This is a genomic window from Candidatus Chlorohelix allophototropha (genome assembly GCF_030389965.1).
Taxonomy (GTDB): Bacteria; Chloroflexota; Chloroflexia; order Chloroheliales; family Chloroheliaceae; genus Chlorohelix; species Chlorohelix allophototropha.
Genome location: NZ_CP128399.1, coordinates 2,380,597 through 2,403,814, shown reverse-complemented (window position 1 = coordinate 2,403,814; position 23,218 = coordinate 2,380,597). Strand labels below are relative to the sequence as shown.

At 45.8% G+C, this 23,218-nt stretch carries 21 protein-coding genes and 1 other RNA gene; 15 read left to right on the top strand and 7 right to left on the bottom strand.

Annotation, left to right across the window (positions count from 1 at the left end; translation table 11 throughout):
• Positions 1–2: 2 nt before the first annotated feature.
• Positions 3–2,033 (top strand): excinuclease ABC subunit UvrC, encoded by a 2,031-nt coding sequence (gene uvrC, locus OZ401_RS10565; RefSeq protein ID WP_341468197.1) that lies wholly within the window; start codon positions 3–5, stop codon positions 2,031–2,033.
• An 83-nt stretch (positions 2,034–2,116) separates the two neighbouring features.
• Here the strand turns inward: uvrC and OZ401_RS10560 are convergent, their stop codons facing one another.
• The gene (locus tag OZ401_RS10560) at positions 2,117–2,290 is read right to left on the bottom strand and encodes a hypothetical protein (protein ID WP_341468196.1); all 174 of its coding nucleotides are present in this window, start codon (positions 2,288–2,290) and stop codon (positions 2,117–2,119) included.
• 435 nt (positions 2,291–2,725) lie between these two features.
• Here OZ401_RS10560 and OZ401_RS10555 point away from each other — a divergent pair, with 435 nt between their 5' ends.
• The 3 genes from OZ401_RS10555 to OZ401_RS10545 are packed head-to-tail and all read left to right on the top strand — an operon-like array spanning position 2,726 to position 4,870.
• Positions 2,726–3,223, top strand: a complete 498-nt coding sequence (locus OZ401_RS10555; protein ID WP_341468195.1) for an MgtC/SapB family protein — start codon at positions 2,726–2,728, stop codon at positions 3,221–3,223.
• Between the two features lie 50 nt (positions 3,224–3,273).
• On the top strand, positions 3,274–4,377 hold the full coding sequence (locus OZ401_RS10550) for an iron-containing alcohol dehydrogenase (protein WP_341468194.1): 1,104 nt from the start codon (positions 3,274–3,276) through the stop codon (positions 4,375–4,377).
• Between the two features lie 13 nt (positions 4,378–4,390).
• Complete coding sequence (locus OZ401_RS10545; protein WP_341468193.1) at positions 4,391–4,870, top strand: YbaK/EbsC family protein; 480 nt, start codon at positions 4,391–4,393, stop codon at positions 4,868–4,870.
• On the opposite strand, the gene OZ401_RS10540 is transcribed toward OZ401_RS10545, so the two are convergent.
• The 4 genes from OZ401_RS10540 to OZ401_RS10525 form a co-directional block, all read right to left on the bottom strand.
• A complete protein-coding gene (locus OZ401_RS10540; RefSeq protein ID WP_341468192.1) occupies positions 4,860–5,501 on the bottom strand; it encodes a TetR/AcrR family transcriptional regulator in 642 nt (213 codons plus the stop codon). The genes OZ401_RS10545 and OZ401_RS10540 overlap by 11 nt on opposite strands.
• A gap of 75 nt (positions 5,502–5,576) precedes the next feature.
• Entirely contained in the window at positions 5,577–6,368 is a 792-nt protein-coding gene (locus tag OZ401_RS10535) for an SDR family NAD(P)-dependent oxidoreductase (protein ID WP_341468191.1), read from the bottom strand.
• A 266-nt stretch (positions 6,369–6,634) separates the two neighbouring features.
• On the bottom strand, positions 6,635–7,504 hold the full coding sequence (locus OZ401_RS10530) for an AAA family ATPase (protein ID WP_341469875.1): 870 nt from the start codon (positions 7,502–7,504) through the stop codon (positions 6,635–6,637).
• Between the two features lie 61 nt (positions 7,505–7,565).
• Positions 7,566–7,874 (bottom strand): ribulose bisphosphate carboxylase small subunit, encoded by a 309-nt coding sequence (locus tag OZ401_RS10525; protein ID WP_341468190.1) that lies wholly within the window; start codon positions 7,872–7,874, stop codon positions 7,566–7,568.
• 127 nt (positions 7,875–8,001) lie between these two features.
• On the opposite strand from OZ401_RS10525, the gene OZ401_RS10520 reads away from it, so the two are divergent.
• Entirely contained in the window at positions 8,002–8,907 is a 906-nt protein-coding gene (locus OZ401_RS10520) for a LysR family transcriptional regulator (protein WP_341468189.1), read from the top strand.
• 2 nt (positions 8,908–8,909) lie between these two features.
• Entirely contained in the window at positions 8,910–9,824 is a 915-nt protein-coding gene (locus OZ401_RS10515) for a LysR substrate-binding domain-containing protein (RefSeq protein WP_341468188.1), read from the top strand.
• On the opposite strand, the gene OZ401_RS10510 is transcribed toward OZ401_RS10515, so the two are convergent.
• Positions 9,811–10,710 carry a LysR family transcriptional regulator gene (locus OZ401_RS10510; protein ID WP_341468187.1) on the bottom strand — a complete coding sequence of 300 codons (900 nt, stop codon included), beginning with the start codon at positions 10,708–10,710 and terminating at the stop codon, positions 9,811–9,813. The genes OZ401_RS10515 and OZ401_RS10510 overlap by 14 nt on opposite strands.
• A 197-nt stretch (positions 10,711–10,907) precedes the next feature.
• On the opposite strand from OZ401_RS10510, the gene OZ401_RS10505 reads away from it, so the two are divergent.
• The 9 genes from OZ401_RS10505 to ffs all read left to right on the top strand — a co-directional run bounded on the left by OZ401_RS10505 (position 10,908) and on the right by ffs (position 20,265).
• Positions 10,908–11,918 (top strand): tagatose 1,6-diphosphate aldolase, encoded by a 1,011-nt coding sequence (locus OZ401_RS10505; RefSeq protein WP_341468186.1) that lies wholly within the window; start codon positions 10,908–10,910, stop codon positions 11,916–11,918.
• A complete protein-coding gene (locus OZ401_RS10500; protein ID WP_341468185.1) occupies positions 11,915–12,946 on the top strand; it encodes a fructose-bisphosphatase class II in 1,032 nt (343 codons plus the stop codon). The genes OZ401_RS10505 and OZ401_RS10500 overlap by 4 nt, the downstream gene beginning before the upstream one ends.
• 18 nt (positions 12,947–12,964) lie before the next feature.
• Positions 12,965–13,942 (top strand): phosphoribulokinase, encoded by a 978-nt coding sequence (locus OZ401_RS10495; RefSeq protein ID WP_341468184.1) that lies wholly within the window; start codon positions 12,965–12,967, stop codon positions 13,940–13,942.
• The gene (gene tkt, locus OZ401_RS10490; protein WP_341468183.1) at positions 13,939–15,969 is read left to right on the top strand and encodes a transketolase; all 2,031 of its coding nucleotides are present in this window, start codon (positions 13,939–13,941) and stop codon (positions 15,967–15,969) included. The genes OZ401_RS10495 and tkt overlap by 4 nt, the downstream gene beginning before the upstream one ends.
• A 28-nt stretch (positions 15,970–15,997) precedes the next feature.
• Positions 15,998–17,101, top strand: coding sequence for a type I glyceraldehyde-3-phosphate dehydrogenase (gap, locus tag OZ401_RS10485; protein WP_341468182.1), 1,104 nt, complete (start codon positions 15,998–16,000; stop codon positions 17,099–17,101).
• Positions 17,102–17,318: 217 nt separating this feature from the next.
• Positions 17,319–17,999, top strand: coding sequence for a ribulose-phosphate 3-epimerase (gene rpe, locus OZ401_RS10480; RefSeq protein WP_341468181.1), 681 nt, complete (start codon positions 17,319–17,321; stop codon positions 17,997–17,999).
• A 192-nt stretch (positions 18,000–18,191) separates the two neighbouring features.
• Positions 18,192–19,652, top strand: a complete 1,461-nt coding sequence (locus tag OZ401_RS10475; protein ID WP_341468180.1) for a ribulose-bisphosphate carboxylase large subunit — start codon at positions 18,192–18,194, stop codon at positions 19,650–19,652.
• Positions 19,653–19,672: 20 nt separating this feature from the next.
• Entirely contained in the window at positions 19,673–20,110 is a 438-nt protein-coding gene (locus OZ401_RS10470) for a hypothetical protein (RefSeq protein WP_341468179.1), read from the top strand.
• Between the two features lie 61 nt (positions 20,111–20,171).
• An RNA gene (gene ffs, locus OZ401_RS10465) (signal recognition particle sRNA small type) lies at positions 20,172–20,265 on the top strand.
• Between the two features lie 11 nt (positions 20,266–20,276).
• Here the strand turns inward: ffs and OZ401_RS10460 are convergent.
• A complete protein-coding gene (locus OZ401_RS10460) occupies positions 20,277–23,048 on the bottom strand; it encodes a transglycosylase domain-containing protein (protein ID WP_341468178.1) in 2,772 nt (923 codons plus the stop codon).
• Positions 23,049–23,218: the final 170 nt, after the last annotated feature.

Sequence of the window (23,218 nt, the reverse complement as noted above, 5' to 3'; positions counted from 1 at the left end):
GCATGAGCCGCGAAACTTATCTGGATGAGAAAGTAAAATCCCTGCCGCACAAACCCGGCGTATATATAATGCGCGACGAGGGCAATAATATTATCTATGTGGGCAAGGCAATTTCGCTGCGCAACCGCGTTTCGAGCTACTTTGGTTCGCTCAATGGGCAGACTCCCAAAGTAGAGGAGATGGTCAGGCGCATCCACGATTTTGAGTATATCGTGGTGGATACCGAGCGGGAAGCCTTAAACCTTGAGAATACCCTCATCAAACTACATCGCCCCAAATATAACATTCTGCTCAAGGATGACAAAACCTACCCCTATATCAAGGTTACGGTAAACGAGGACTGGGCGCGTACCATTATTGTACGCAAGGTACTGGACGATGGGGCGCGTTATTTCGGACCCTTTGCGGGTAATGGTTCTGCTTATCGCACGGTACAGGTATTGCAAAAGCTGTTTCCCTACCGCAATTGCGACCTGACTATTAATGGCAAGGAGGATCGTCCCTGTCTCGACTATTTCATCCATCGTTGCTTAGGCCCTTGCGCCGGGTTCGCCGATAAAGCCGAATATAACGGCGCTATCAATCAGGTCATCATGTTTCTAGAAGGCAAAAGCGATGAAGTGGTTCAACAACTGGAAGCAAAAATGGAGGCTGCCGCCGAGGAGTTACATTTTGAACGCGCCGCTCGCTTCCGCGACCAATTAATCTCGGTGAGGCAGGTGACAGAGCAGCAAAAGGTGGTGAGCAATCACACTTATGATGAGGATGTAATTGCAATAGCGCTGGACGAGGGCGAGGCAGCAGTGCAAATCTTCTTTATCCGGCGCGGTAAATTGGTAGGGCGGGAACACTTCTTTATGAAGGGTACGCAAGACGAGACACCGAGTGAAATTCTAACCAGCTTTATCACCCAGTATTATAGCGAAGCGACCTATATACCAACCCGCATGCTGTTGCAAAATATCCCTTCCGATTTGGAAGTGGTGAAGGAGTGGCTGAGCGCGAGGGCGGGTAGTTCGGTGGAATTGTTAGTGCCAGATTCGGGCGACAAGCAGGCGCTGGTGCAAATGGTGGCGCAAAATGCTACTGAGGCTTTGCAACAGAACCGTCTGAAATGGTTGAACGATGAGCAGAAAACCACCTTTGCCTTGAACGAATTACAAAAGGCTTTAGGCTTATCCGCTCGCCCGCGCCGTATCGAGTGCTACGATATTTCCAATACGCAAGGTACAAATTCGGTAGCGAGCATGGTGGTGTTTGAGGATGGTAGTCCCAAAAAGTCCGATTACCGTAAGTTTAAAATCAAGACGGTGGAAGGGGCAAACGATTACGCCTCGATGCAGGAGGTACTCAGTCGCCGCTTCAAACGCGCCAAAACCGTTGACGAGATGAACGAAATGGCAAGCGAAGAGGAAAAGGCAGCCTTGGCGCAACTTGACGTTATTAACGGTGCGCTTGAGCTTACCGGGCAAGAGGCAGGGTTGGAAGTGCAAGACCCCCATGATGCCAATTGGGGCGTGCGTGGGCATCCCGGCAAGGAAGCGAAAAAGGGCAAGAAGTCCAAACCGGAGTTAAAAGCCAAAAGCAAGGTGGATTATAGCTGGCAAATTTTGCCCGATCTGGTGATTATTGATGGGGGCAAAGGGCAGTTGAGTGCAGCGGTGGCGGTCATGAAAGAATTGGAGATGGAAGATATTCCGGTGGTGGGGCTTGCCAAACAGCATGACGAAATTTTCCAGCCGGGCAAACCGCTCTCGGTGTATCTGCCACGCAACAGCGAGTCGCTTTATCTGGTGCAGCGTATTCGCGATGAGGCGCACCGTTTCGCGATTACTTTCCACCGTCAGGTACGTAGCAAAGAGGCTTATAAATCCACCTTGGATGAAGTTCCCGGAATCGGACCACGCCGCAAACAAGCTTTGTTGAAAGCCTTTGGAACCGCCGCGAAAATCAAAAACGCCAGTGACGAAGAATTGCTCGCCCTAGAGGGTATGAATAAAGCGGCGTTGGCAAAACTCCGCGAATATTTGTAGGACACACGAAAACACTAAAGTTATAAAACTTTTGATTAAACAGAGAGGCGGGCAATAATCCCGCCCAATTTTATTTCTTCAGGTTACCGATAGCGTGGCCACTGATTCAGAGGACGCTGACCGGGTGTAAGGAAATTAAAGAAAGTGTCCTGATATAGATTCGCGAAAATAAGGAATGTTACCAGCAACAGCGAAAATGCAAACAACGCCAGTAACAGATAACGTTGCAGGTTTCTTGTATCCTGTTTGTCATCCATAATAAAGTAGCCTCTCTTCTAGTTAATACCTTATCGGGTAGATCTATAGAGGTGAGCCTTTGGTTGTACAGATGTGCGAGTCAAAATTGAGGACAGTCAGTGAATATCATGTAATTTAATTATAGCCTTGTTAGCACAGGTGTCAATATCTGCGCTACATCAATTCAAGGAAATTTTGCTTCAGAAGCGGTTTCAGGTCGGTTGCCTTGACCTTTTAGACCGACCGTAGGACAATTTGGATTGGGGCAGAAGTGCTCCGCCACGTCCATCGGTTTTTCTGGTTTTAGTTGATTTGTTTTCATGCCAGAATTAGACTTGAGGGACGCTTATTTTCAAGTCTTTTGTTGTTAAGGTGCTGTTTTCACGTCGTTATGCGGCACTACCAAAATGACAACACCAATTATAATCTCCTGATTTTTGAGGAAGAGGCACAAAATGGATTTAAAATTCCTCGAAGGACTTCCCCTTGATATTCAAATGACTTTCAGGCTGGTTATAGCCTATCTGCTATCCGCTTTTATAGGTTGGGAACGTGAACAAACCCATGTTCCTGCCGGATTACGTACTCATATATTGGTAGGGCTTGGTTCAACCGCTTTTATGTTGGTATCGCTATACGGTTTCAACAATCTTGGAACTGTGGGTGACCCTGCCCGTGTAGCCGCCCAGATTATCACCGGAATCGGTTTTCTTGGCGCAGGTACAATCTGGCGTAATGAAAGCAGGGTGGGGGGATTAACCACTGCTGCCAGCATCTGGGTAACGGCGGCAGTTGGGATGTTAGCAGGCGTTGGAATGTTGGTTATGGCGACTGTTGTTGCTTTTATGGGCTGGTTCACGCTGCGAGTATTAAGACCGGTCGAACGCAAAGTGCAAAACGGCAATAACTCTAATAAGATACCCAATAAATCAGGGCATGATAAGGAACTATAATTGTAAAGCAACTCGAAATTATAATTCACATTTAGGGCAAAGAGGGGAAAATGAGCGAACTTAAAGGTGATTTTTATTATCTGCCGATGGAGCATGTTATCTTTGGGGCAGGTAGTGCACACCGCCTGTCAGAAGAAGTCATACGGCTTGGCGGGAAACGTGTGTTGATTGTCACAGGTCAAACACTAGCTACCCAAACCGATGTAGTTAAGAAGATTGAAGCATATCTTGGCGAGTACCATATTGCTACTTTCTCAGGGATTCGACAGCATACGCCAAAAAGCGACCTAGAACGCGCTCTAGAAATCGCTCGGCAACATAAGATTGATGCGTTGGTGAGCGTCGGCGGTGGTAGCCCGATAGATGGCACTAAAGCCATTGCGCTTGAGCTTTTTAAAGAACATGGTAAGATGCCGCCGCATGTGGCAATACCGACTACCCTCTCTGCCGCCGAATTTACCCATATAGTGGGCGTAACCGACGAAGCCCTCAAGATGAAAACAGGTTTCGTTAATCCTAGGGCTGTGCCGCACACCGTAATTCTTGACCCTGAACTAACGCTTTCTACCCCGCTAGTTTTATGGCTTTCCACCGGAATCAGAGCGCTCGACCATGCGGTTGAAACTCTTTACGCGCCCGGTGCCCACCCCATTAATGATGTCCTTGCGCTTGAGGCAATCCACAAGCTTTTCGCTTATCTACCGAAATGCAAAGCCAATCCTGAAGATACGGCTGTCCGAGGTGAGTTACAGGTAGCTGCATGGATGAGCTTTTTCAGTTCGATGAGCGCTGCTATGGGATTGAGCCATAATTTGGGAAGGCGAATCGGCGCAAGTTTTGATGTTCCGCACGGTATAACTTCGTGTATAACACTTGCTCCAGTAATGTATCTAATGGTCGAGAAACATGCTGCTGCTTTGGCAAAGATAGCAAGGGTACTTGAGCTTGATCGTGCCGGAATTACTGAGGAAGTCGGTTTGGCAAAGGCAGCCGCCGCAGCGGTGTACAAACTTGTACAGGATTTGGGATTACCACAACACCTGAAGGATGTAGGCTTGACCGAAATAAATCTAGCAGAAATAGCTTCAACTTCGGGACCGTTCCCGTTGCTACCGCCCGATCAATTAGAAAAAGTGCTCAAGATATTGTGGTAAATCGGTTCATAATATGGCAAAAAATACCGTCAAAAATAATGCAACTCGTATCCTCGAGGCGGCTAATATTCCCTATGAGGTTTTCACCTATTCAGCCGATTTCCATACTGCCGAGGAAGTAGCAGAGCTTATCGGTGCAGTGCCGGAAACGGTCTTTAAAACGCTGGTAGTATTACCTGAAAGTGGTAAAAGCAAGCCGGTTTTGGTCTTGATACCTTCTATCCAAGAGCTTAACTTGAAAGGGTTAGGGCTGGCAATCGGTGAGAAAAAAGTGCGGATGGCTACCAAAAAAGAAGCGGAGAGTCTTACCGGGCTAGTAATCGGTGGAATTTCACCACTGGCGTTGATGCAAAAAGGCTGGAGGGTTTATATTGATGAAATTGCCTTGATCATGGAAAATATTTATATAAGTGGCGGACAGCGCGGAATCAATATTCAGGTTCCGCCCGAACCATTTATTGCTTTGGTCGAAGCAATACCAATCAGCCTTTAGCCTCAGCTTCAAGACCACGTAGAAATACTTTGAGGGTGTGGGAAAGTTGCAAGCTGAAATCCACTTTCAGTGTCGCTAGTTCCGGTTTTTCTAACACCTTCAAGGCAATTTCACCGGGATTGGAAAGATGCCCTAATCCGATAATCAATGCATCAATCTGCAAAAGTAGCACAGCACCCTCACCCGGCTTAAGAAATTGCAGCCTTTGCTCAAGCAAATTGCCGGTAGCAAGCAGATGATCGCGTAGGAAAAGTTTGAAACTAACCAACCTATCAAACGCAAGATTTGTTTCCAGTGTGGTATGAAGGATTGCCAGCAAACGGGTCAATATGGCACGATTCTCAAGGGATTGGCAGAGCAAGCGGCTCACATCATCCACCGAATTGGTAGCAGGTAGCATCGAATCAATTTCGGTGAACCACTCTTCCAATAATTGCTCAAGTACCTCCAAAAATAGCTCCTCTTTACTTTTGAAATATAAAAATAGTGTACCTTTCGCTACGCCTGCTTTTAAAGCTACGTCCGCCATTGTTACCGACTCGAAAGAGGATGCGGAAAAAAGTTCCTTCGCCCTATTAAGTAGTTCCTCTCGGCGAGTTTGTTTCTGGTCTTCGCTACGCGCCCTCCTCATCACAATTTCTCCTTAAATAGCAAAAACCTTCCTTATAGTAGAAAATAAGGAAGGCAATAACGTTTTTAGATTAGCTCAATGGGTACGTTCTTGCATGTTTCTGACAATACCGAGCACCATTTTTCTGGGTGTAAAGCGAACAATTTGTATCATAAAAGTGTTGCGGAAACCGGGAATAACCGTCATCTTCCCTTTATTCAGTGCGTCATAGCCGATACGGGCTACAGTTGTAGCATCCATTATCTTTTTGCCGCTAACCAACTTTGATTTTTCCATTGCAGCGCGCTTCTGAAACCCGGTCTGGCTAGGACCGGGGCAAAGTACCGTTACCGTTACGCCCGTTCCGCTTAGCTCATTATATAAAGCTTCGGAAAAAGACAATACAAAAGCTTTGGTAGCATAATAAACCGCCATCAAGGGACCCGGTTGGAAGGCAGCAGTTGACGCGATATTCAGTATTTTACCGAATCTGCGTGCAACCATACCGGGCAGAAACAAACGGGTCAGGTGAGTTAGAGCTTGCATATTTACCTGCATCATATCTAACTCTCCGTTAAGATTTAATTCTACAAAATTACCATAGGTCGCGTAGCCAGCATTATTAACCAAAATATCAACCGTAATATTATCAGCGTGTAGTTGATCAAATATTTCCTGTGGCGCTTCAGGACGAGAAAGGTCTTTAGGTAAAACTTTAACCTTTACTCCATATTTTGCGCTCAATGCTGCCGCTTGCTGTAGCATAACGCTTTCGTTACGTGCCACTAAAACCAGATCATGCCCATCTTTCGCGAAAAATCCGGCAAATTCCACTCCAAAACCACTGGAAGCTCCGGTTATAAGCGCTGTTTTACTTTGGTTGCTCATTTATTTTATCCTCTGTCAAAATCTAGTGAATTTAACTGACCGTTGGTCATATAAAGTATAACTGACCGTTGGTCAGTTGTCAAGGATTGAGGATGACAAAAAAAGAACGCCGCTTCGTTTAGAGAAGAATGCGCTCTTTTAGGTATATAGGTTAGACATTTAGGAAGGTTAGTTTATTTTGATATTCAGTAACGCTGTGCTGCGAGTGTTGTTTGATGCAATGAAATCAGCTTGTTTGTAGCAATGTAAAATAGGTTTGGAACAAATTAATTGTCCGAACCTGTTTCAATTAAGCTCTCGTTCGGGATATCAGGCAAATCCAATCTAGCCAGATCATCCTTAGTAACCGATTTGTTTGCAATGAACAGGCGGTTGGCATGTCGAAGTTTTAGCAGGTCAATCAAATTTCTGATTGTACGAGCATTGGAGAAATGGGCTAACTCCATTTGAGATGCTACCAGCTGCCGATAAGGTTCAACTGCCGCAGAATCTAGATAATACATCTGCTGTTTGAGCATTAAATCTGAGATTTGCATTAGCTCATCAAGGTTATAATCAGGGAAATCAATGTGATGGGATATACGTGAGCGTACTCCCGGATTTGATGCGAAAAACTCAGCCATCCGGTCTTTGTACCCTGCCATAATAACCACCAAATCATCGCGTTGATTTTCCATCACCTGCAATAAAACTTCGATGGCTTCCTGACCGTAGTCTCTTTCATTTTCCCGTCGATAAAGATAATAAGCTTCATCGATGAACAATACCCCGCCCATTGCTTTTTTGAGAACATCTTTAGTTTTGGGAGCGGTATGTCCAACATACTGACCTACTAAGTCATCGCGAGTAACAACCACTACGTGATTTCGCCTGATATAACCCAACTCATAAAGGATACTCGCCATTTTCATGGCAACAGTGGTTTTCCCGGTGCCTGGTCTGCCAGTAAAGCTCATATGAAGCACCGGGCGTTCTGCATTTAAACCAACCTGTTCACGCATCCGATCTATTAACAGGAATGCAGAAATCTCGCGTATTCTGGTTTTCACAGCTTGTAACCCGATCATCCCGGTATCAAAATCTTGTAATATCCGGTGAATCTGACGGTCACGGTTGGATTGCGGCAGATCTACCATTACTTGTTCGGGCGGTTGGTTGGTTTCATCATTTTGCAGAAGCGTTGATTCCACTTATTTACTACCCCTTGTTTGGCGTATAAGCAACAAAACTGATCGCTTGAGCCTGTGTTGACGGATCAAAGCCATTAATCTTGATATAGCAATTGTCATTGGCTTTCTGGCAAGCCTTAAGCTCATAAACTACCGCTGCCGCGTCACGTATCTCGAACATCGGTAAGCCCCACATGCTCCAATAGCTATTGTAAGTATCGACAGTCTCACTATACTCGATAGCAGGCGCATAGCCTTTATCGATCATATATTGGATCTGGCTTCTTAGCATCGCCTCATTCATAGGAGGTAGGTAAGAGAAAGTTTCAAGCTTCATAAGCTCACGTATCCTTTCAAAATTATGTTATTGCCGTGAATAAAATTTATCATAGATGTTGTATAAATACAAAGAGTAGATTATAATAATTCCCATAAACTAATGTCTATAATACTCAGGAATTATAATGGAAAGAGTAAATTACCCCACCCTACACCAATTGTTTATATTTATTACAGTTGTGGAGCAGCGAAGCTTTTCGAAAGCAGCAGATGTATTATACCTTAGCCAGCCAAGCGTATCAATGCAAGTTCAAAAACTTGAGGATACTTTAAGAGGCGTGTCCCTCTTTGAGCAGACCGGGCGAAAATTCAGCCTGACAGATGCCGGTGAAGAGCTATATCGCTATGCGCGTCAGATACTAAACCAGATGGACGAAGCAATGCTGGTGATCGAAGAGTTACAGGGGATGGAGCGCGGCAGGCTGCGAATCGCGGCTGATACAACGGCGGGTGTTTATATTGTCCCTGCAATTTTAGGCGAATTTAAACGCCGTTATCCCCAAATCAAAATTAGCTTGCAAGTGGTTAACCGTTCATCGGTGCAAGATCAGCTTTTCTCGCATCAAGCTGATTTAGCGGTTATGGGGCATACTTTGGAGACCCCAGAACTGACTGCCCTGCATTTACGCTCGAACAAACTGGTGGTTATCGCCGATCCAGAACACCGTTTGGCAGGTCGCAAAGATATTCCTGTAGAAGAACTCAGCAAGGAAACATTTATCGTTCGAGAATCTGGCTCAGGTACACGTGCTTCCACTGAAAAAATCTTTTCTCAGCACGGGGTAGGAATGCAAATAGTAATGGAGCTTAGTAATAACGGTGCGATAAAACAGGCAGTAGCCGCCGGAATTGGGGTTGCGGTCATTTCTTCGGCAACTCTTGAACTAGAATTAGCGAGCGGAAAACTGGTTACACTCGATGTGCAAGGATTTCCGGTAGAACGACAATGGTATTTGGTACATCTTGAGCGAAAGCGCTTATCTCCGCCATCCCGCGCTTTTCTAGAGTTGGCTTTATCTATGAGAGGATAAAGATGGAATTCAATCTGCACCATTTGCGAATGTTCCTAACCGTAGCAAAATACGAAAATTACTCACGCGCTGCTGCTGAGTTATTTATTTCGCAGCCTGCCCTATCCGCTCAAATTGCCAGCTTGGAAAAAAATCTTGGCTTCAGTCTCTTTACGCGATATGGACGGGGGGTTATTCTGACTGCCGAAGGGCAAGTTTTGTACGAACAGGTAACTGTATTCCTAGAAAAATACGATTCTATCAATCAAGTAGTCACTGATATTAAATCTATGAAGGTCGGTTCGGTGCAGTTAGCCGCCACTACCACTGCTGGAATTTATATTGTCCCTGCCTTATTGGGTGAATATCACCGGCGCTATCCTAACATTGAACTATTTCTAGAAATCAATAACCGACATCAGGTAGAGCGTCAGCTATTGAACAATCAAGCTGATTTGGCAGTAATGGGTATTGTAGAGCATACAAACGAGCTTTCTATAGAACCGTTTCTACCAAATGAATTGGTGGTAGTAGCTTCTCCTGAGTATCACTTGCATAAAGTTCAACGACAATATAAATTACCGGAGCTTTCGGAAGAACCGCTTTTGATCAGGGAAAGTGGGTCTGGCACACGCCTTGATGTGGAAAATGTACTAAAGGAACTGGGTGTAGAATTCAAAACCTTAGTAGAATTGGGTAGTATTGAAGCTATAAAGCGGGGCGTTGCTGTAGAAATGGGTATTACTGTGCTTCCTAAGCAAGCTATCGAGGTTGAGGTAGCGGCTGGTAGCCTTAAAGTACTCCAAGTTCAAGGCTTCCCAATAAGACGGCGCTGGTGTATTGCTTGCCGCGAGGGTCGCAAACTTTCTCTGGCAGCAACTGTACTTAAAGATTACCTGCTGGATTGGGGCAGAATTTTCAATTCTACTTTGAATTAGGCTGGTAATTTTTTAAAAATTGCCTGAACTCGCGCGTAGCCGGAGAAACCAGTTTTCCCGGCGGCGACACAACGTGCCAGCGTCGGATAATCGGCAAACCTTCTAGGTCGAGAATTGTCATCAAACCCAGTTTGAGTTCCTGTTCAAGCACATTCCGAGACATTAGCGCAATTCCGAGATCGGCAATAACTGCCTGCTTAATCGCTTCGTTATGGCTCAAGACCATTGCAATTTTAGGTTTAATACCCACAGTTTCAAGTAATTCTATCAGCGCCGTTCTAGTACCAGAGCCACTTTCACGCACCAGAAAACGCTCGTCAGAAATTGCGCTGAGCGGCAATTTAAGCTGGTATGCCAAACGATGACGCACCGAAGCCACCATGAGAAGTTCATTCGGTAAAAATATTTCCACTTCCAAGCCTCTTAGGTCGGGTGGTCTTCCCATAACCGCCAGATCTACCTTACCTTCTTCGAGTCTTTCAATTACCTTAGCCCGATTTACTACTTCGAGAATTATTTGAATACCAGAATGTAATCGTTGAAACTTGCTGATAACATCGGGTATAGCGCTTGTGCCCACAGTTGTATCCGCACAAACTCGTACAGTTCCGGTACTTTGCCCACGTAGCTGTTCTACAATCCGTCCTAAATCATCAGATACACCGAGAACATGTTGCACCGATTGGTATAAAACCTTTCCAGCATCGGTAAGACGCAAGCCGCCATGAATCCGCTCGATTAAATCAAGCCCGAAGGTTTTTTCAAGGGTGCTGACCTGTTCAGAAACGGTTGGCTGCTGTAAACCCAGTTGTTGCGCCGCTTTTGTATAGCTTCCACAATTTGAAACAGTATAGAAAACTTTTAACTGATGCAAAGTATAATTCATTTACCTTATCCTATGAATAAAGGAATGTTTATGTATTGGACATTATGCATAAGAATTGTTATTCTTAGAGCATTCCTAAATCACTGCTGAAATAGCATAACTTTCACCAAGTCTACTGTCAAATCTTAATGATACTTGTTGATTTTCATTTACCAGTATATATATATAATAATTCAGAAAACTAAGGAGAATGGTTGATGAGTATCAGTGCAACATACATTGGGAAAATTCGCGGAATGCAGCAGATGTCTAACGAAAAAGGCATCATTACCGTAACCGCAATTGATCATCGTGGCTCGTTGAAAAAATCCCTTCAAGCTGCCATGCCGAATATCAAAGTTGGTTACAATGAAGTGGTGACCGAAAAGCTTCGAATGACCCGTGTTTTTGCCCCTCATTCCAGCGCCATTCTCGTTGACCCTGTGTATGGAGCTAGCCAGATAGTTGCTTCCGGTGCGCTTCCTGGTAACATCGGGTTGCTTGTCTCATTGGAAGAATCGGGCTATGAAGGCACGGATGAAGCCCGTATTACCCCGATTACCGAAGGCTGGAGCATACCAAAAATCAAGAGTATGGGAGCAGCCGCAGTAAAGTTGTTGCTTTATTATCACCCGAATTCGTCAGTAGCCGCTCAACAAGAAGAATTAGTGGTTAGAGTAGCCGAAGAATGCCGCCAGCACGACATCGCTCTCTTACTTGAGCCGATGTCTTATCCAATAATTAAAGGACAGAAAAAGGAATCGGCTGAATTTGCCGCTGACAAGCCGCAAGTTGTGCTCGAATCAGCCCGCCGCTTGTCTGGCTTAGGTATCGATTTATTGAAAGCTGAGTTTCCTTCTGACCCACATTTTGAAAAAGATGAGAGCAAGATGCGGGCTTATTGCCGCGAGTTGACTGCAATTTCTCCGGTTCCTTGGGTAATTCTCAGCGCAGCCGAAAACTTCGATACCTTCCAGCGCTTAGTCGAGATTGCCTGTGAAGAGGGCGCAAGTGGGTTTTTGGTAGGTCGCGCCATTTGGCAAGAAGGTATGACTCTAGAAACTGCTGAGGAACGGCAGAACTTCCTAGAAACTACCGCTATAAGCCGTTTGGGAATTTTGAACGCTATAGCCAATTATCGGGCGACACCTTGGAATGAACGTTACACCAACCTGCCTATTACAGAAGGTTGGCATAAAACATATAAAACAGAGGCAGTTGCAGTATGACAAACGCTTTCAGGGCAAATAATCGAACTAACCACTTAGGTTTGGAGTTGGTAAAGGTTACCGAAATGGCTGCCCTTGAAGCGTCTAGGTGGTTTGGAAGAGGGAATGCAGACGCAGCTTATCAGGCTGCGACCGAAGAAATGTTTCGTTCCCTCGAAAAGCTGGCAATTGAAAATATGGTAGTGCTAACCCCCGAAAATAGTAGCTATTCGAATACTAATCGGAAAATTGGGGTAGCTGGTAGCACCGAAAAAGACCTTATCATTCTTCCACTCGAAAGTATGGAAGCACTGGCAAAAGGTATGCCTAATGCCATTTCGGTAGCAGCTTTGGCAGGGAAAAACAGTCTTTTCTCTACTAATCCAGTACAAAATATAGAACGGTTAGCAGTAGGGGCTGCTGCCAAAGGGGTAATTAATCTTAATGCTTCTTTGGCAACAAATCTTAATAAGGTAGCTGAAAAGCTTGGTAAGGAAATTTCAGCCTTAAACGTAGCCATCCTTAACAAGCAATTTAATCGGACTACGATTGAAACCGTAAGATCTCTTGGCGCTAAAGTAATCCTTTTTGACGAAGGTGAAATCAAATTGGGCTTGCTAGTGGGATTACGCGGTTATGGGATCGATATGTTGGCAGGTATTGCCAGTTCTACCGGAACTCTCATCAGTGCCTGTGCTCTCAAAGCGATGGGCGGGGAAATGCTGGCGCGTCTAGCTCCACAAAATCCGGTAGAATACACACATGCAATTGATGCCAACATTGATCTAGAAAGAATTCTAGATCTCGATACTTTGGTACAGGGACAAGAATTATATTTTGCAGCTACAGGTATAACCGATAGCGTACTACTTGCAGGAGTAAAATATAGAGGCAGCGGGGCATTCACGCATTCATTGATGCTTAGTTCTGGTACTGATGTGAATTTAAAGCACATCAAAACCGAACATAACTGGAATAGGTTATGGCAATTAGTCTCAAATAATCCGGTAACTGTGGTCGAAGACCCATCCGGGTTTGTAATTGGATAAGGAAAGGGGTAAGAAAGAATGGAATTGGATGTTTCAACAAAAAGACCGGTAATGTTAGGGGTTGTAGGTGATAGTGCAACCGGCAAAACTACCCTTACTCAGGGTATTGAGCAATTGTTAGGTCCTGAGCGAGTGACGGTTATCTGCGTGGATGACTACCACAAATACAATCGCCAGCAGCGCAAGGTCGTGGATTTGACTCCATTACACCCCGATTGCAACTATATGGATATTATGGAGCAGCATTTGAAACTGCTCAAAGAAGGTAAGCCGATCCTTAAGCCGGTTTATAATCACAGCCGTGGTGATTTTGACCCACCTGTCTATATCCAGCCCGCCGAGTACGTCATTATTGACGGCTTGCTTGCCTATTACACCAAAGAGATGCGCGATGTGTTTGATATTCGCCTCTTCCTAGATCCATCTGAAGATTTGCGACGGCGTTGGAAGATAACCCGCGATACCACCAAGCGTGGTTATACCGAAGAAGCAGTGTTGGCAGACCTAGATAAACGTGAGCCAGATTCACAAGAGTTTATTCGCCCACAGAGAGCCTTTGCCGATACCATTGTGCGCTTTTACCCTGACCCGAATAATGAAGGTGGCTCAGATTCCTTCTTAAATGTGAAGCTCACCATGACTGGTAACTTGCAGCACCCTGATTTTAGCAAGGTTGTAACTCGCCCTGATGGCTCCGGTGGTGTGCGTCTGTCTATGGGTCGTGAGAGCGGAAAAGTCGCCGAGTTTGTTGATATTTTTGGATTTATCACCGAAGAAAAAGCTCTGAAACTAGAGCGCTATATCATTGATGAACTCCATCTGACCGGACATAATTTGGAAGAGGAATTGGGTCAATATACCGCTGGTCTAGTTACCCGCCGTAGTCACCCTCTTGCCTTAACCCAATTGTTCCTAGTTTATCACCTGTTGAGAGCACGCAATCCCGGCGCCAAGCCTGGTTCCGGTCCTTTGCCGGTTGGAGGTTTCGCTAGATGAGCGTATCCGAACAGGTAAGCCAAGTAACGAAAAACAGCGCTTTTGAGGATTTGTGTGTAAACACAATCAGAGCGTTGGCTATCGATGGGGTGCAAAAGGCAAATTCCGGGCACCCCGGCGCCCCTTTAGGTATGGCTCCCATGGCATACGTGCTTTGGACCAAACATATGCGCTATAATCCTGCTGACCCGCAGTGGCCTAATCGGGATAGGTTTGTACTATCTGCCGGACACGCATCTATGTTATTATATAGCCTGTTGTACCTGAATGGTTTCGATTTACCACTCGAACAGCTAAAAGCCTTCAGGCAATGGGGAAGTCTTACTCCCGGTCACCCGGAGTATGGGCTTACCGCCGGAGTTGAAACCACAACCGGTCCACTTGGGCAGGGTCTGGCAACAGCAGTCGGTATGGCAATGGCGGAGCGTTGGAAAGCTGCGCGTTTCAACCGAGAAGGAAACACTCTGGTAGATCACTATACCTATGTGATTTGCTCTGATGGTGACCTGATGGAAGGCATCTCGCACGAAGCCGGTTCGCTTGCAGGGCATCTGAAGTTGGGCAAGTTGATCTGTCTTTGGGATGATAACCATATTACCATCGAGGGTGACATAGAAGTTTCCAGCAGTGAGGATGTGCTGGCACGCTTCGAGAGCTACGGTTGGCATGTGGGACGTGTTTCAGATGGTAACGACCTTGAAGCAATTGATCGTGCTGTTATTGAAGCACAATCAGTCGAAGATCGCCCTACGCTAATTGCAGTACGCACTGAAATTGGATATGGTAGCCCGAATAAACATGGTAGCCATGAATCTCATGGCGCACCTTTGGGCGAGGAAGAAGTTAAACTAACCAAACAAGCGTTAGGCTACCCTTCAACTGAGCCATTCTTTGTACCTGATGAAGCTCTGGCATTTTTCAGGCAGGCAGTCGGGAAAGGCGCACAATTGCAGGCTGAGTGGCTGGCAAAGCTAACTACATATTCGCAAGAATATCCTGATCTTAGCGCCGAATGGAACGCGCTGTTATCAGGCGCTCTACCGGATGGTTGGGATGAGAATTTGCCTGAGTTTGCTGTCGGAACCGAGGTTGCTACCCGCGTAGCATCCGGCAAAGCTTTGAACGCCTTAGCGCCGAAACTGCCCGCTTTGCTGGGTGGCTCAGCCGACCTTGCTCCTTCCAATAACACGGAATTAAAAGGTTTTGGTGATTATAGCTCTAGCGATTACAGCGGGCGAAATTTACACTTTGGTATACGTGAATTTGGGATGGGCGCGGCATTAAATGGAATGTCTTTATATGGAGGTTTACGTCCTTATGGCGCAACCTTCTTGATATTCTCAGACTATGTTCGCCCGGCGATAAGGCTTTCCGCCCTGATGCATCAGCCCGTAATATATATTTTCACCCACGATAGCATCGGGTTGGGTGAGGATGGGCCTACCCACCAGCCGATTGAACAAATCGCTGCGTTACGCGCAATACCCAATTTGGTGGTTTTGCGTCCGGCAGATGCAAACGAAACAATCGAAGCATGGCGGATTGCTTTGAAGCGAAAGAACGGACCATCTACAATAATACTCAGTCGCCAGAATCTTCCGGTAGCCGCTAAAGCAACCGGACCGGGAACGGCAGAACAGGGTGCTTATGTAGTGGCAGATGCCAACAACGGTAATCCCGAACTAATCCTGCTAGGTAGCGGTTCGGAAGTTTCATTGTGCCTTGAAGCACGACTCTTGCTGGAAGCACAGGGCATCTCGACACGAGTTGTATCAATGCTCAGCATGGAGTTATTTTTGGCACAAACCAAAGAGTATCGCGAAGCTATTTTGCCTTCTGCGATCAGGTCGCGTCTTGCAGTGGAAACAGCTATTGCGCAGGGCTGGGAACGCTTCGTCGGAATTGATGGGGAAGTTATCAGCTTAGAACATTTTGGAGCATCTGCTCCATATAAAGTACTGTTGCGTGAGTTCGGTTTCACTCCGGACAATGTTGTAGCAAAAGCTCTTGAATTGGTAAAAAAATAAGCAGCATTTTATTTCCGGAGGAATAAGAATGCGAATAGGAATTAACGGTTTTGGACGGATCGGGCGACTAATCATACGATCCGCTATCGCTCGCGGCATTGACCTCGATATAGTAGCAATTAATGATCGAGGCGAGGCTGATATTAATGCCCACATGCTTCAATATGACTCGACTTACGGGCCATTTGCAGGACGTGTGGAAGTATTAAATAACAAAATTGTTGTCAATGGGCATCCAATCGAGATTAGCTCCCATACCAATCCTCTGGAAATCCCCTGGAAGGATTATGGGGTTGATCTAGTAATCGAGTCAACTGGTGTTTTTACCAATGCCGATAAAGCCGCCGCCCATATACAGGCTGGGGCTGAAAGAGTATTGATAACCGCACCTAGTAATGGCGCAGATATCACGATTGTAATGGGCGTAAACGAAACCGACTACCATCCCGATAGTCACGAAATCGTTTCGGCGGCATCCTGCACCACCAACGCACTCGCACCTGTAGCTAATGTCTTACATCGCGAGTTCGGAATCAGAAGTGGAATGATGTCCACCATCCATTCATATACCAACGATCAGCGTATCCTTGATCGTAGCCACAAAGATCCGCGACGTGCCAGAGCAGGGGCAGCTAACATCATCCCTACTTCTACCGGCGCTACCAAAGCGTTAGGCACAGTAATACCGGCTCTGGCGGGACGACTAAACGGTATGTCTTATCGCGTTCCAACTCTGACGGTTTCGTTGGTGGATTTGGCAGTAAATCTCGAACGCAAAACCAACGTTAAAGAGATTAACAAAGTGCTACAGGATGCCGCAGAAGGCGAGTTAAAGGGTATTATGGGCTTTACCAACCTTGAACTTGTTTCCAGCGATTTCAGAGGTGATAGCCATTCTGGAGTTGTGGACGGAGCCAGCACCGCGATTATGGAGAGTGAGAATCTTGCCAGAATAGTGGTTTGGTACGACAACGAATGGGGCTACGCCAGCCGTATCGTAGATTTGGCTGCCTATATCCAAGCGCACGAAGGAGATGCCGAAGCGCCTCATCGCACCTATTCAGTCGAGAAAGAAGGTCTGGATAGAGCGCTAGTAATGGGTGGGTTCGCTCCCGAAAGCCCGCCATTATAGTAGTTTAGTAATCTCCACGAAGTATAAAAGTCATAAACAGATCTATCCTGAGATGAAACTGGAATCTATTGTTCCGGCTAATCTCAGGATAATTCATAGAATATCTTCCGCGAGATAAAAACTCAGCCTAAACCTCATTTGGCTTATCCAAAATTTAAATAGCCAGGCAACGGCAATGACGCTGGCTTTACCTGATTAAGTTCGAGAGGTGCTTACAATGCCCAATAGTTTTAAGTTAGCTCCTTCAATTCTCTCTGCCGACTTTGCCCGACTTGGCAGTCAAGTTGAGGAGGTAATACAGGCAGGCGCAGATTATATTCACATTGATGTTATGGATGGGCATTTCGTTCCTAATATTACAATTGGACCACTGATTGTAGAGGCGATTAGAGGAGTTACCACTGCTACCTTCGACACGCATTTGATGATCGAAAAGCCAGAACGTTACATTGAGAGCTTTGCAAAAGCCGGTTCCAATATCATTACTGTACATGCGGAAACTTGCCCACATCTGCATCGCACTGTACAGCAAATACATGCTTGCGGAGCCAGAGCAGGTGTATCGCTCAATCCCTCCACTCCTCTTTCCGTACTGGAAGAAATTCTACCCTACATCGACTTGGTTTTAATTATGAGCGTTAACCCGGGTTTTGGCGGTCAAGCGTTCATTAAAACTTCTGTTGATAAAATCAGACGTTGTTGGGAGCTAATCTCAAAGGTAAAGCCCGACGTAGAACTTGAAGTTGATGGCGGCATTAACGCTTCTAATATACGTGAAGTAGTTGAAGCAGGCGCTAATGTAATTGTGGCAGGTTCGGCTGTGTTTAACAAGCAGCGTGGAGTTAGAGAGACGGTTGCCGAGTTACGGACAGCATGCAAAACAGCGCTACCGGCTTGATATCCCATCTATAGAGAATAATCTATAGAAAATATCAATTTCTGGGTCTGGAAACTATAAGTAATATATGTTATAGTTTTTCCATACAAATAAAGCGCTGCTGTAAAGAAAAACAAGACGATAATTTTTGGAAATTTATACCGGCTGGCAATCATATGCTCGCTGGCACATTATTGAAGGAGTAATAACAGGATGGCTGTGCAAGATGGAAAAAATACTCAGAACCAGTTGTTCAGCGCGGGCGTGCGCGAGTATCGCACTATGGGCTACCTCAATCTAAGCTATGTTCCAAAAGATAGCGATGTGCTTGCCGCCTTCCGCGTAACTCCGCAGCCCGGTGTGCCGATCGAAGAAGCCGCTGCTGCTGTCGCGGGCGAAAGCTCAACCGCTACTTGGACAGTAGTCTGGACTGACAGACTGACCAACCTTGAGCGGTATCAAGCCAAATGCTACAATATTGAGCCTGTACCGGGAAATGATAACCAATTCATTGCTTACATCGCTTATGATCTGGCGCTTTTCGAAGAAGGTTCGATTGCTAACCTGTCATCTTCTATTGTCGGTAACGTTTTCGGTTTCAAACCCCTGCAAGCCCTGCGCCTAGAAGACATGCGCATCCCAACCCAATACATTAAGACTTTCCAGGGTTCCCCGCATGGTATTCAGGTAGAACGCGACAAGCTAAACAAATACGGTCGTCCTTTACTGGGCGCTACCGTAAAACCTAAACTCGGTCTTTCCGGCAGAAACTACGGGCGTGTAGTTTATGAAGGGTTACGCGGCGGTTTGGACTTCACCAAAGACGATGAGAACATCGGTAGCCAGCCATTTATGCGCTGGAGAGAGCGTTTCCTGTTTTGCCAGGAAGCCACTGCTAAGGCTGAAGCGGAAACCGGAGAGCAGAAAGGTCACTATATGAACGTGACCGCCGGTACTATCGAAGAAATGTACAAAAGAGCCGAATTTGCCAAAGAAATCGGCGCAAAAGTAATTATGTCAGACTTCTTGACAATGGGCTGGTCGGCTCACACCTCGCTGTCGATCTGGGCACGCGAAAACGGAATGCTGCTGCACTGCCACCGCGCAATGCACGCCGTAATGGATCGCCAGAAAAATCACGGTATCAGCTTCAAGGTACTGGCTAAATGGCTCCGGTTGGCTGGTGGCGATCACCTTCACACTGGTACCGTTTTTGGTAAATTGGAAGGCGACCGAAACCTTGTAACAGGCGTATCTGACCTTTTACGCGAAAACCATATTGAGCAAGACCCTACTCGTGGTCTCTACTTTACCCAAGATTGGGCAGATATTGCAACCGTATTGCCGGTAGCCTCTGGTGGTATCCACGTAGGTCACGTCGCTCGCCTATTGGATTTGTACGGAGATGATGTTATCATGCAGTTCGGTGGTGGCACTTTCGGGCATCCTTTGGGTATTGCAGCGGGCGCTACTGCTAACCGCGTTGCTTTGGAAGCGATGGTACAGGCTCGTAACTCAGGTCGGGATTACTTGGCAGATGACAAAGACATCCTTGAAGAAGCAGCTCGAAATTCACCCGAATTGGCAGCAGCTATGGATGTTTGGAAAGATATCGAGTTTAACTACACCTCAACTGATACCCCGGATGTGGTGTTAACTCCGACTAATCAATAAAAGTAGCGGGAAAGGGAAGTATGCCGGACGTATCTTTGATTAGGCAGTTGCAAAATCATAGGGAGGAAATAATTTCCAAACAGGTAGAAGCACTGCTTAAGCAACGGCAAAAGATAGAAAGTGAAACGGCTCTTTCAGAAAGAGCCGAAATAGCCCTATCAGGAGTGCTGGCATATATCCAAAATCGAGACAGAAAAGAAGTGGCGCGGTTGATAGATTCAATCCGGCGCCACTTCTCCTCTTATAACTCCGAACTTGCCACTTCCAGTTTTGAATTTACCGCTCAGGTTATAATCGAACTCACCAATCTTAGCGAAATTCTTAAACAAATTATGACGAGAGAGCTAAGCCCAAAGCATCGTATGGTTAAGAAATTAGAAGTTAGGATGGATAGCTTAATATTATTGGTGCAACTTGTTTCCAATAGCTCTTTAATCTTCCAGCCTCGCCATAATTAAAATTCATCTCAAAATTAGAACCCGAAAAATTTGACTTTAGCAAGCGATAGGTGTAATATTCTTAATGCGTCATCCGGCAGGAGCCTGTGAACCCGGTCAGGACTGGAAAGTAGCAGCCGTAAGCTGTGCGTAATGGGTGGGTGACGCATATTTTTTTGCCCTTTTTTCAGCCAGATTTGGTTGGAGTCGGCAGCGGTGTCTGGCTTCGGTTAGTGGGAACAGCAGTTGGTGTCTCAGGGCGTAGGGTAGTTGGGGTTTGAACCGGCAGCGTACCACTCGTCGGTATGGCTGGGTTTGTAAGTCCCGGGTAAGCGGTTCCCGGTTGTGCCGTTGGAAATGCATCCGGTGTTAGCGTAGCAATCGGCGCAACATATGGCAGGCAAGATTGTGTTGGTGGCGGCAATCTGTTATTTCTTATTCCCCATTCCTTCAATTCCGGTGGATAGTTAAAGAATATTCTCTCCTCAACCGCGTCAGGCGGGTAAGTATCTCCGGCAACACAGTAATTCGGATCATCTATTTTTATATCACCCGAACTAGGTGTACCAGTACCAGAGGGAGTCGTAGTTGTAGTAGGAGGGGTTGTAACACCCGATGGTAATTGTTTCTTGGGGATTTTTACACGTTGATGTAAGGTTGATTTTGTTTTGGGAGCGAATTCAACCGGGAAAATCTCATCACGCTTGTCAGGACAATCATAAATCGGATTGTCATTAGGCAAAAGCCCACTATCCACACAGACTTTTACAGTGACAAGCCCATCGGGTTTATCGAAGTTAAGCTTTAGCGGCTTGTCTTTTTGCTCGATTGCCGCTTTGAGTTCTGGCGTACCATACACCGTTTCCATGAAATCATGCCAAACATAGCCACCGCCAATACTACCGGCAACCGCTAACATTGAACTATTATCATTATTGCCGATCCAGACCCCTACCGTAAGGTCTGGAGTGTAACCCACCGTCCAACTATCTTTAAAGTCGTTGGTAGTACCTGTTTTTGCAGCGGCAGGGCGCGATAATGTTAGTGGATTGGAACGTGAGAAAACCAGCAAGCGGGCTTCATTATCGCTCAAAATATTGGTAATAACGTAAGAGATTTGCGGCGAAAGAATCTGACGCGGTTTAACATCCTCCGGCTTGAATTCATATACCAGCTTATCGCGTTTCGTAATCTTAAGAACGAATACAGGGTCAACCTTTTTCCCCGCGTTGGCAAATACTGAGTAAGCTCCTGTTAAATCCAGCAAGCGTACCTCACCACCACCAAGAGTTAAGGTCAGACCATAAAATTCAGGACCTTTCTGGAACTGAACGCCCATATCTTTGGCAAGATCCATCATGTATTGGATTCCATCAAACTGGAGCGTTTTAACTGCCGGAACATTCAAGGAGGAACCAAGGGAGTTGCGAAGCGTCACAGGTCCTAGAAACTTGCCGTTGGAATTAACCGGAGAATAAGCCTGACCATTGCCAGAGGGGAAATTCGTCTGCGTATCGGCAATTACAGTGGCTGCCGTCCAACCTTTGGTCATTGCTGCGGCATAGGTTACAGGCTTTATTGATGAACCGGGCTGACGGTAAGAAACTGCTGCATTAAATTGTCCGTTTATTGCATTGTTATAAAAATCAATGCTCCCTACCATTGAAAGCACTTCTCCGGTAGAAGGGCGCATTGCTACCAAAGCTGCGTTGCTGGCTTTTTGCTGTTTGAGTTCATCAACCCGTTTTCGAGCAATTTTCTCGGCTTCATCCACCAACCGTACATCTATAGTGGTGTAAATATCAAAACCGCCAAGTTCCCAATCCTCGGGACTGATTAGAACGCCCGCGTCGGTTAATTGTTTTAAACCAGTATCGCTGGAAAGTTCGGACAGAATATAATTTACGAAATGGGGTGCTCGCATCGTATTGGTTTTGGCGCGGCGGTCTTGCAGGTGTGCTTTTATATCATAGGCATACGCATCTGCCGCTTCCTGATCGGTGATTTTTTCATATTTAACCATTAATTCAAGCACACGTTTTTGCCGCAAACGTGCCAAATCATAATTTATTGTGGGGTCATACTGGCTTGGTAATTGCGGCAATCCTGCTAACATACTGGCTTCTGCCAGTGTGAGTTCTTTTGCCGTCTTACCAAAGTAACCCTCAGCCGCAGCTTCAATCCCGTAGGCTAGGTTGCCATAGTAAATATTATTGAGGTACTTTTCGAGAACCTGTTCTTTGGTAAATTTCTCCGTGATCATTGTCGCCAGAATAAGTTCGCGAAATTTACGCTCAAAAGTGGGAGTATAGCGTTCTTCCGGTGGTAAATACAACAAACGCGCTACCTGTTGGGTAATAGTGCTGGCTCCAGAGCTACCCTGCTTTGAAAGATTTATATAAACTGCTCTTAAGATGGCATACATATCAACCCCCTGATTTTCAAAGAAAGTGGGGTCTTCAGCAGCCACGGTAGCATCTACCAATACTTTAGGAATTTCTTTAAATGATATAAAATCGCGTGCTCCGGCTTCGGGCTGTTTCTCAAAAAGTAAAACGCCGTTGCGGTCGTAAATTCGGGTTGTTTCAAATGTCAGGGCATATTCCTTATCAAGGCTCAACCCTTTGGCATAGGAGGAATAAGTCAAGATTGCCGCCCCACTGCCCAACCCGGCTATAGCAAGAAATAATCCAGCAATAAGAATGAAGCCAATAGCCAAGGATAATATCAGGACAAGGACAGTAATTTTGCCGCCACGCGGGGGACGGCGGTTTTTCTTTCTAAGAATCCAAGCGGGAACACGATTTGAGGAATAAACACCATAAAAAGGGTAAGCTGGTTTAGCGCTTCGGCGCCCCGGAACCGGTAGTGGAGTAGGGCGATTACTTCTAGGTGGAATAATCTTGCCTTTTACGCCATTTTTATGGGAGCGATTGTTTCCGTTTGAGGACTGGTCCATACCATTGCCAGCTTTGTATTCTTGAGAATTACCAACTTCACCGCCCAGATTATAACATATATGTTCGATTATGGTACAACTTAAATTATTTTGATAGGTAAAAATTTGAGCAATTACTAAATTATGATATACTATACACAGCTAATCAATTTAGTTTAGGAGATATAAGA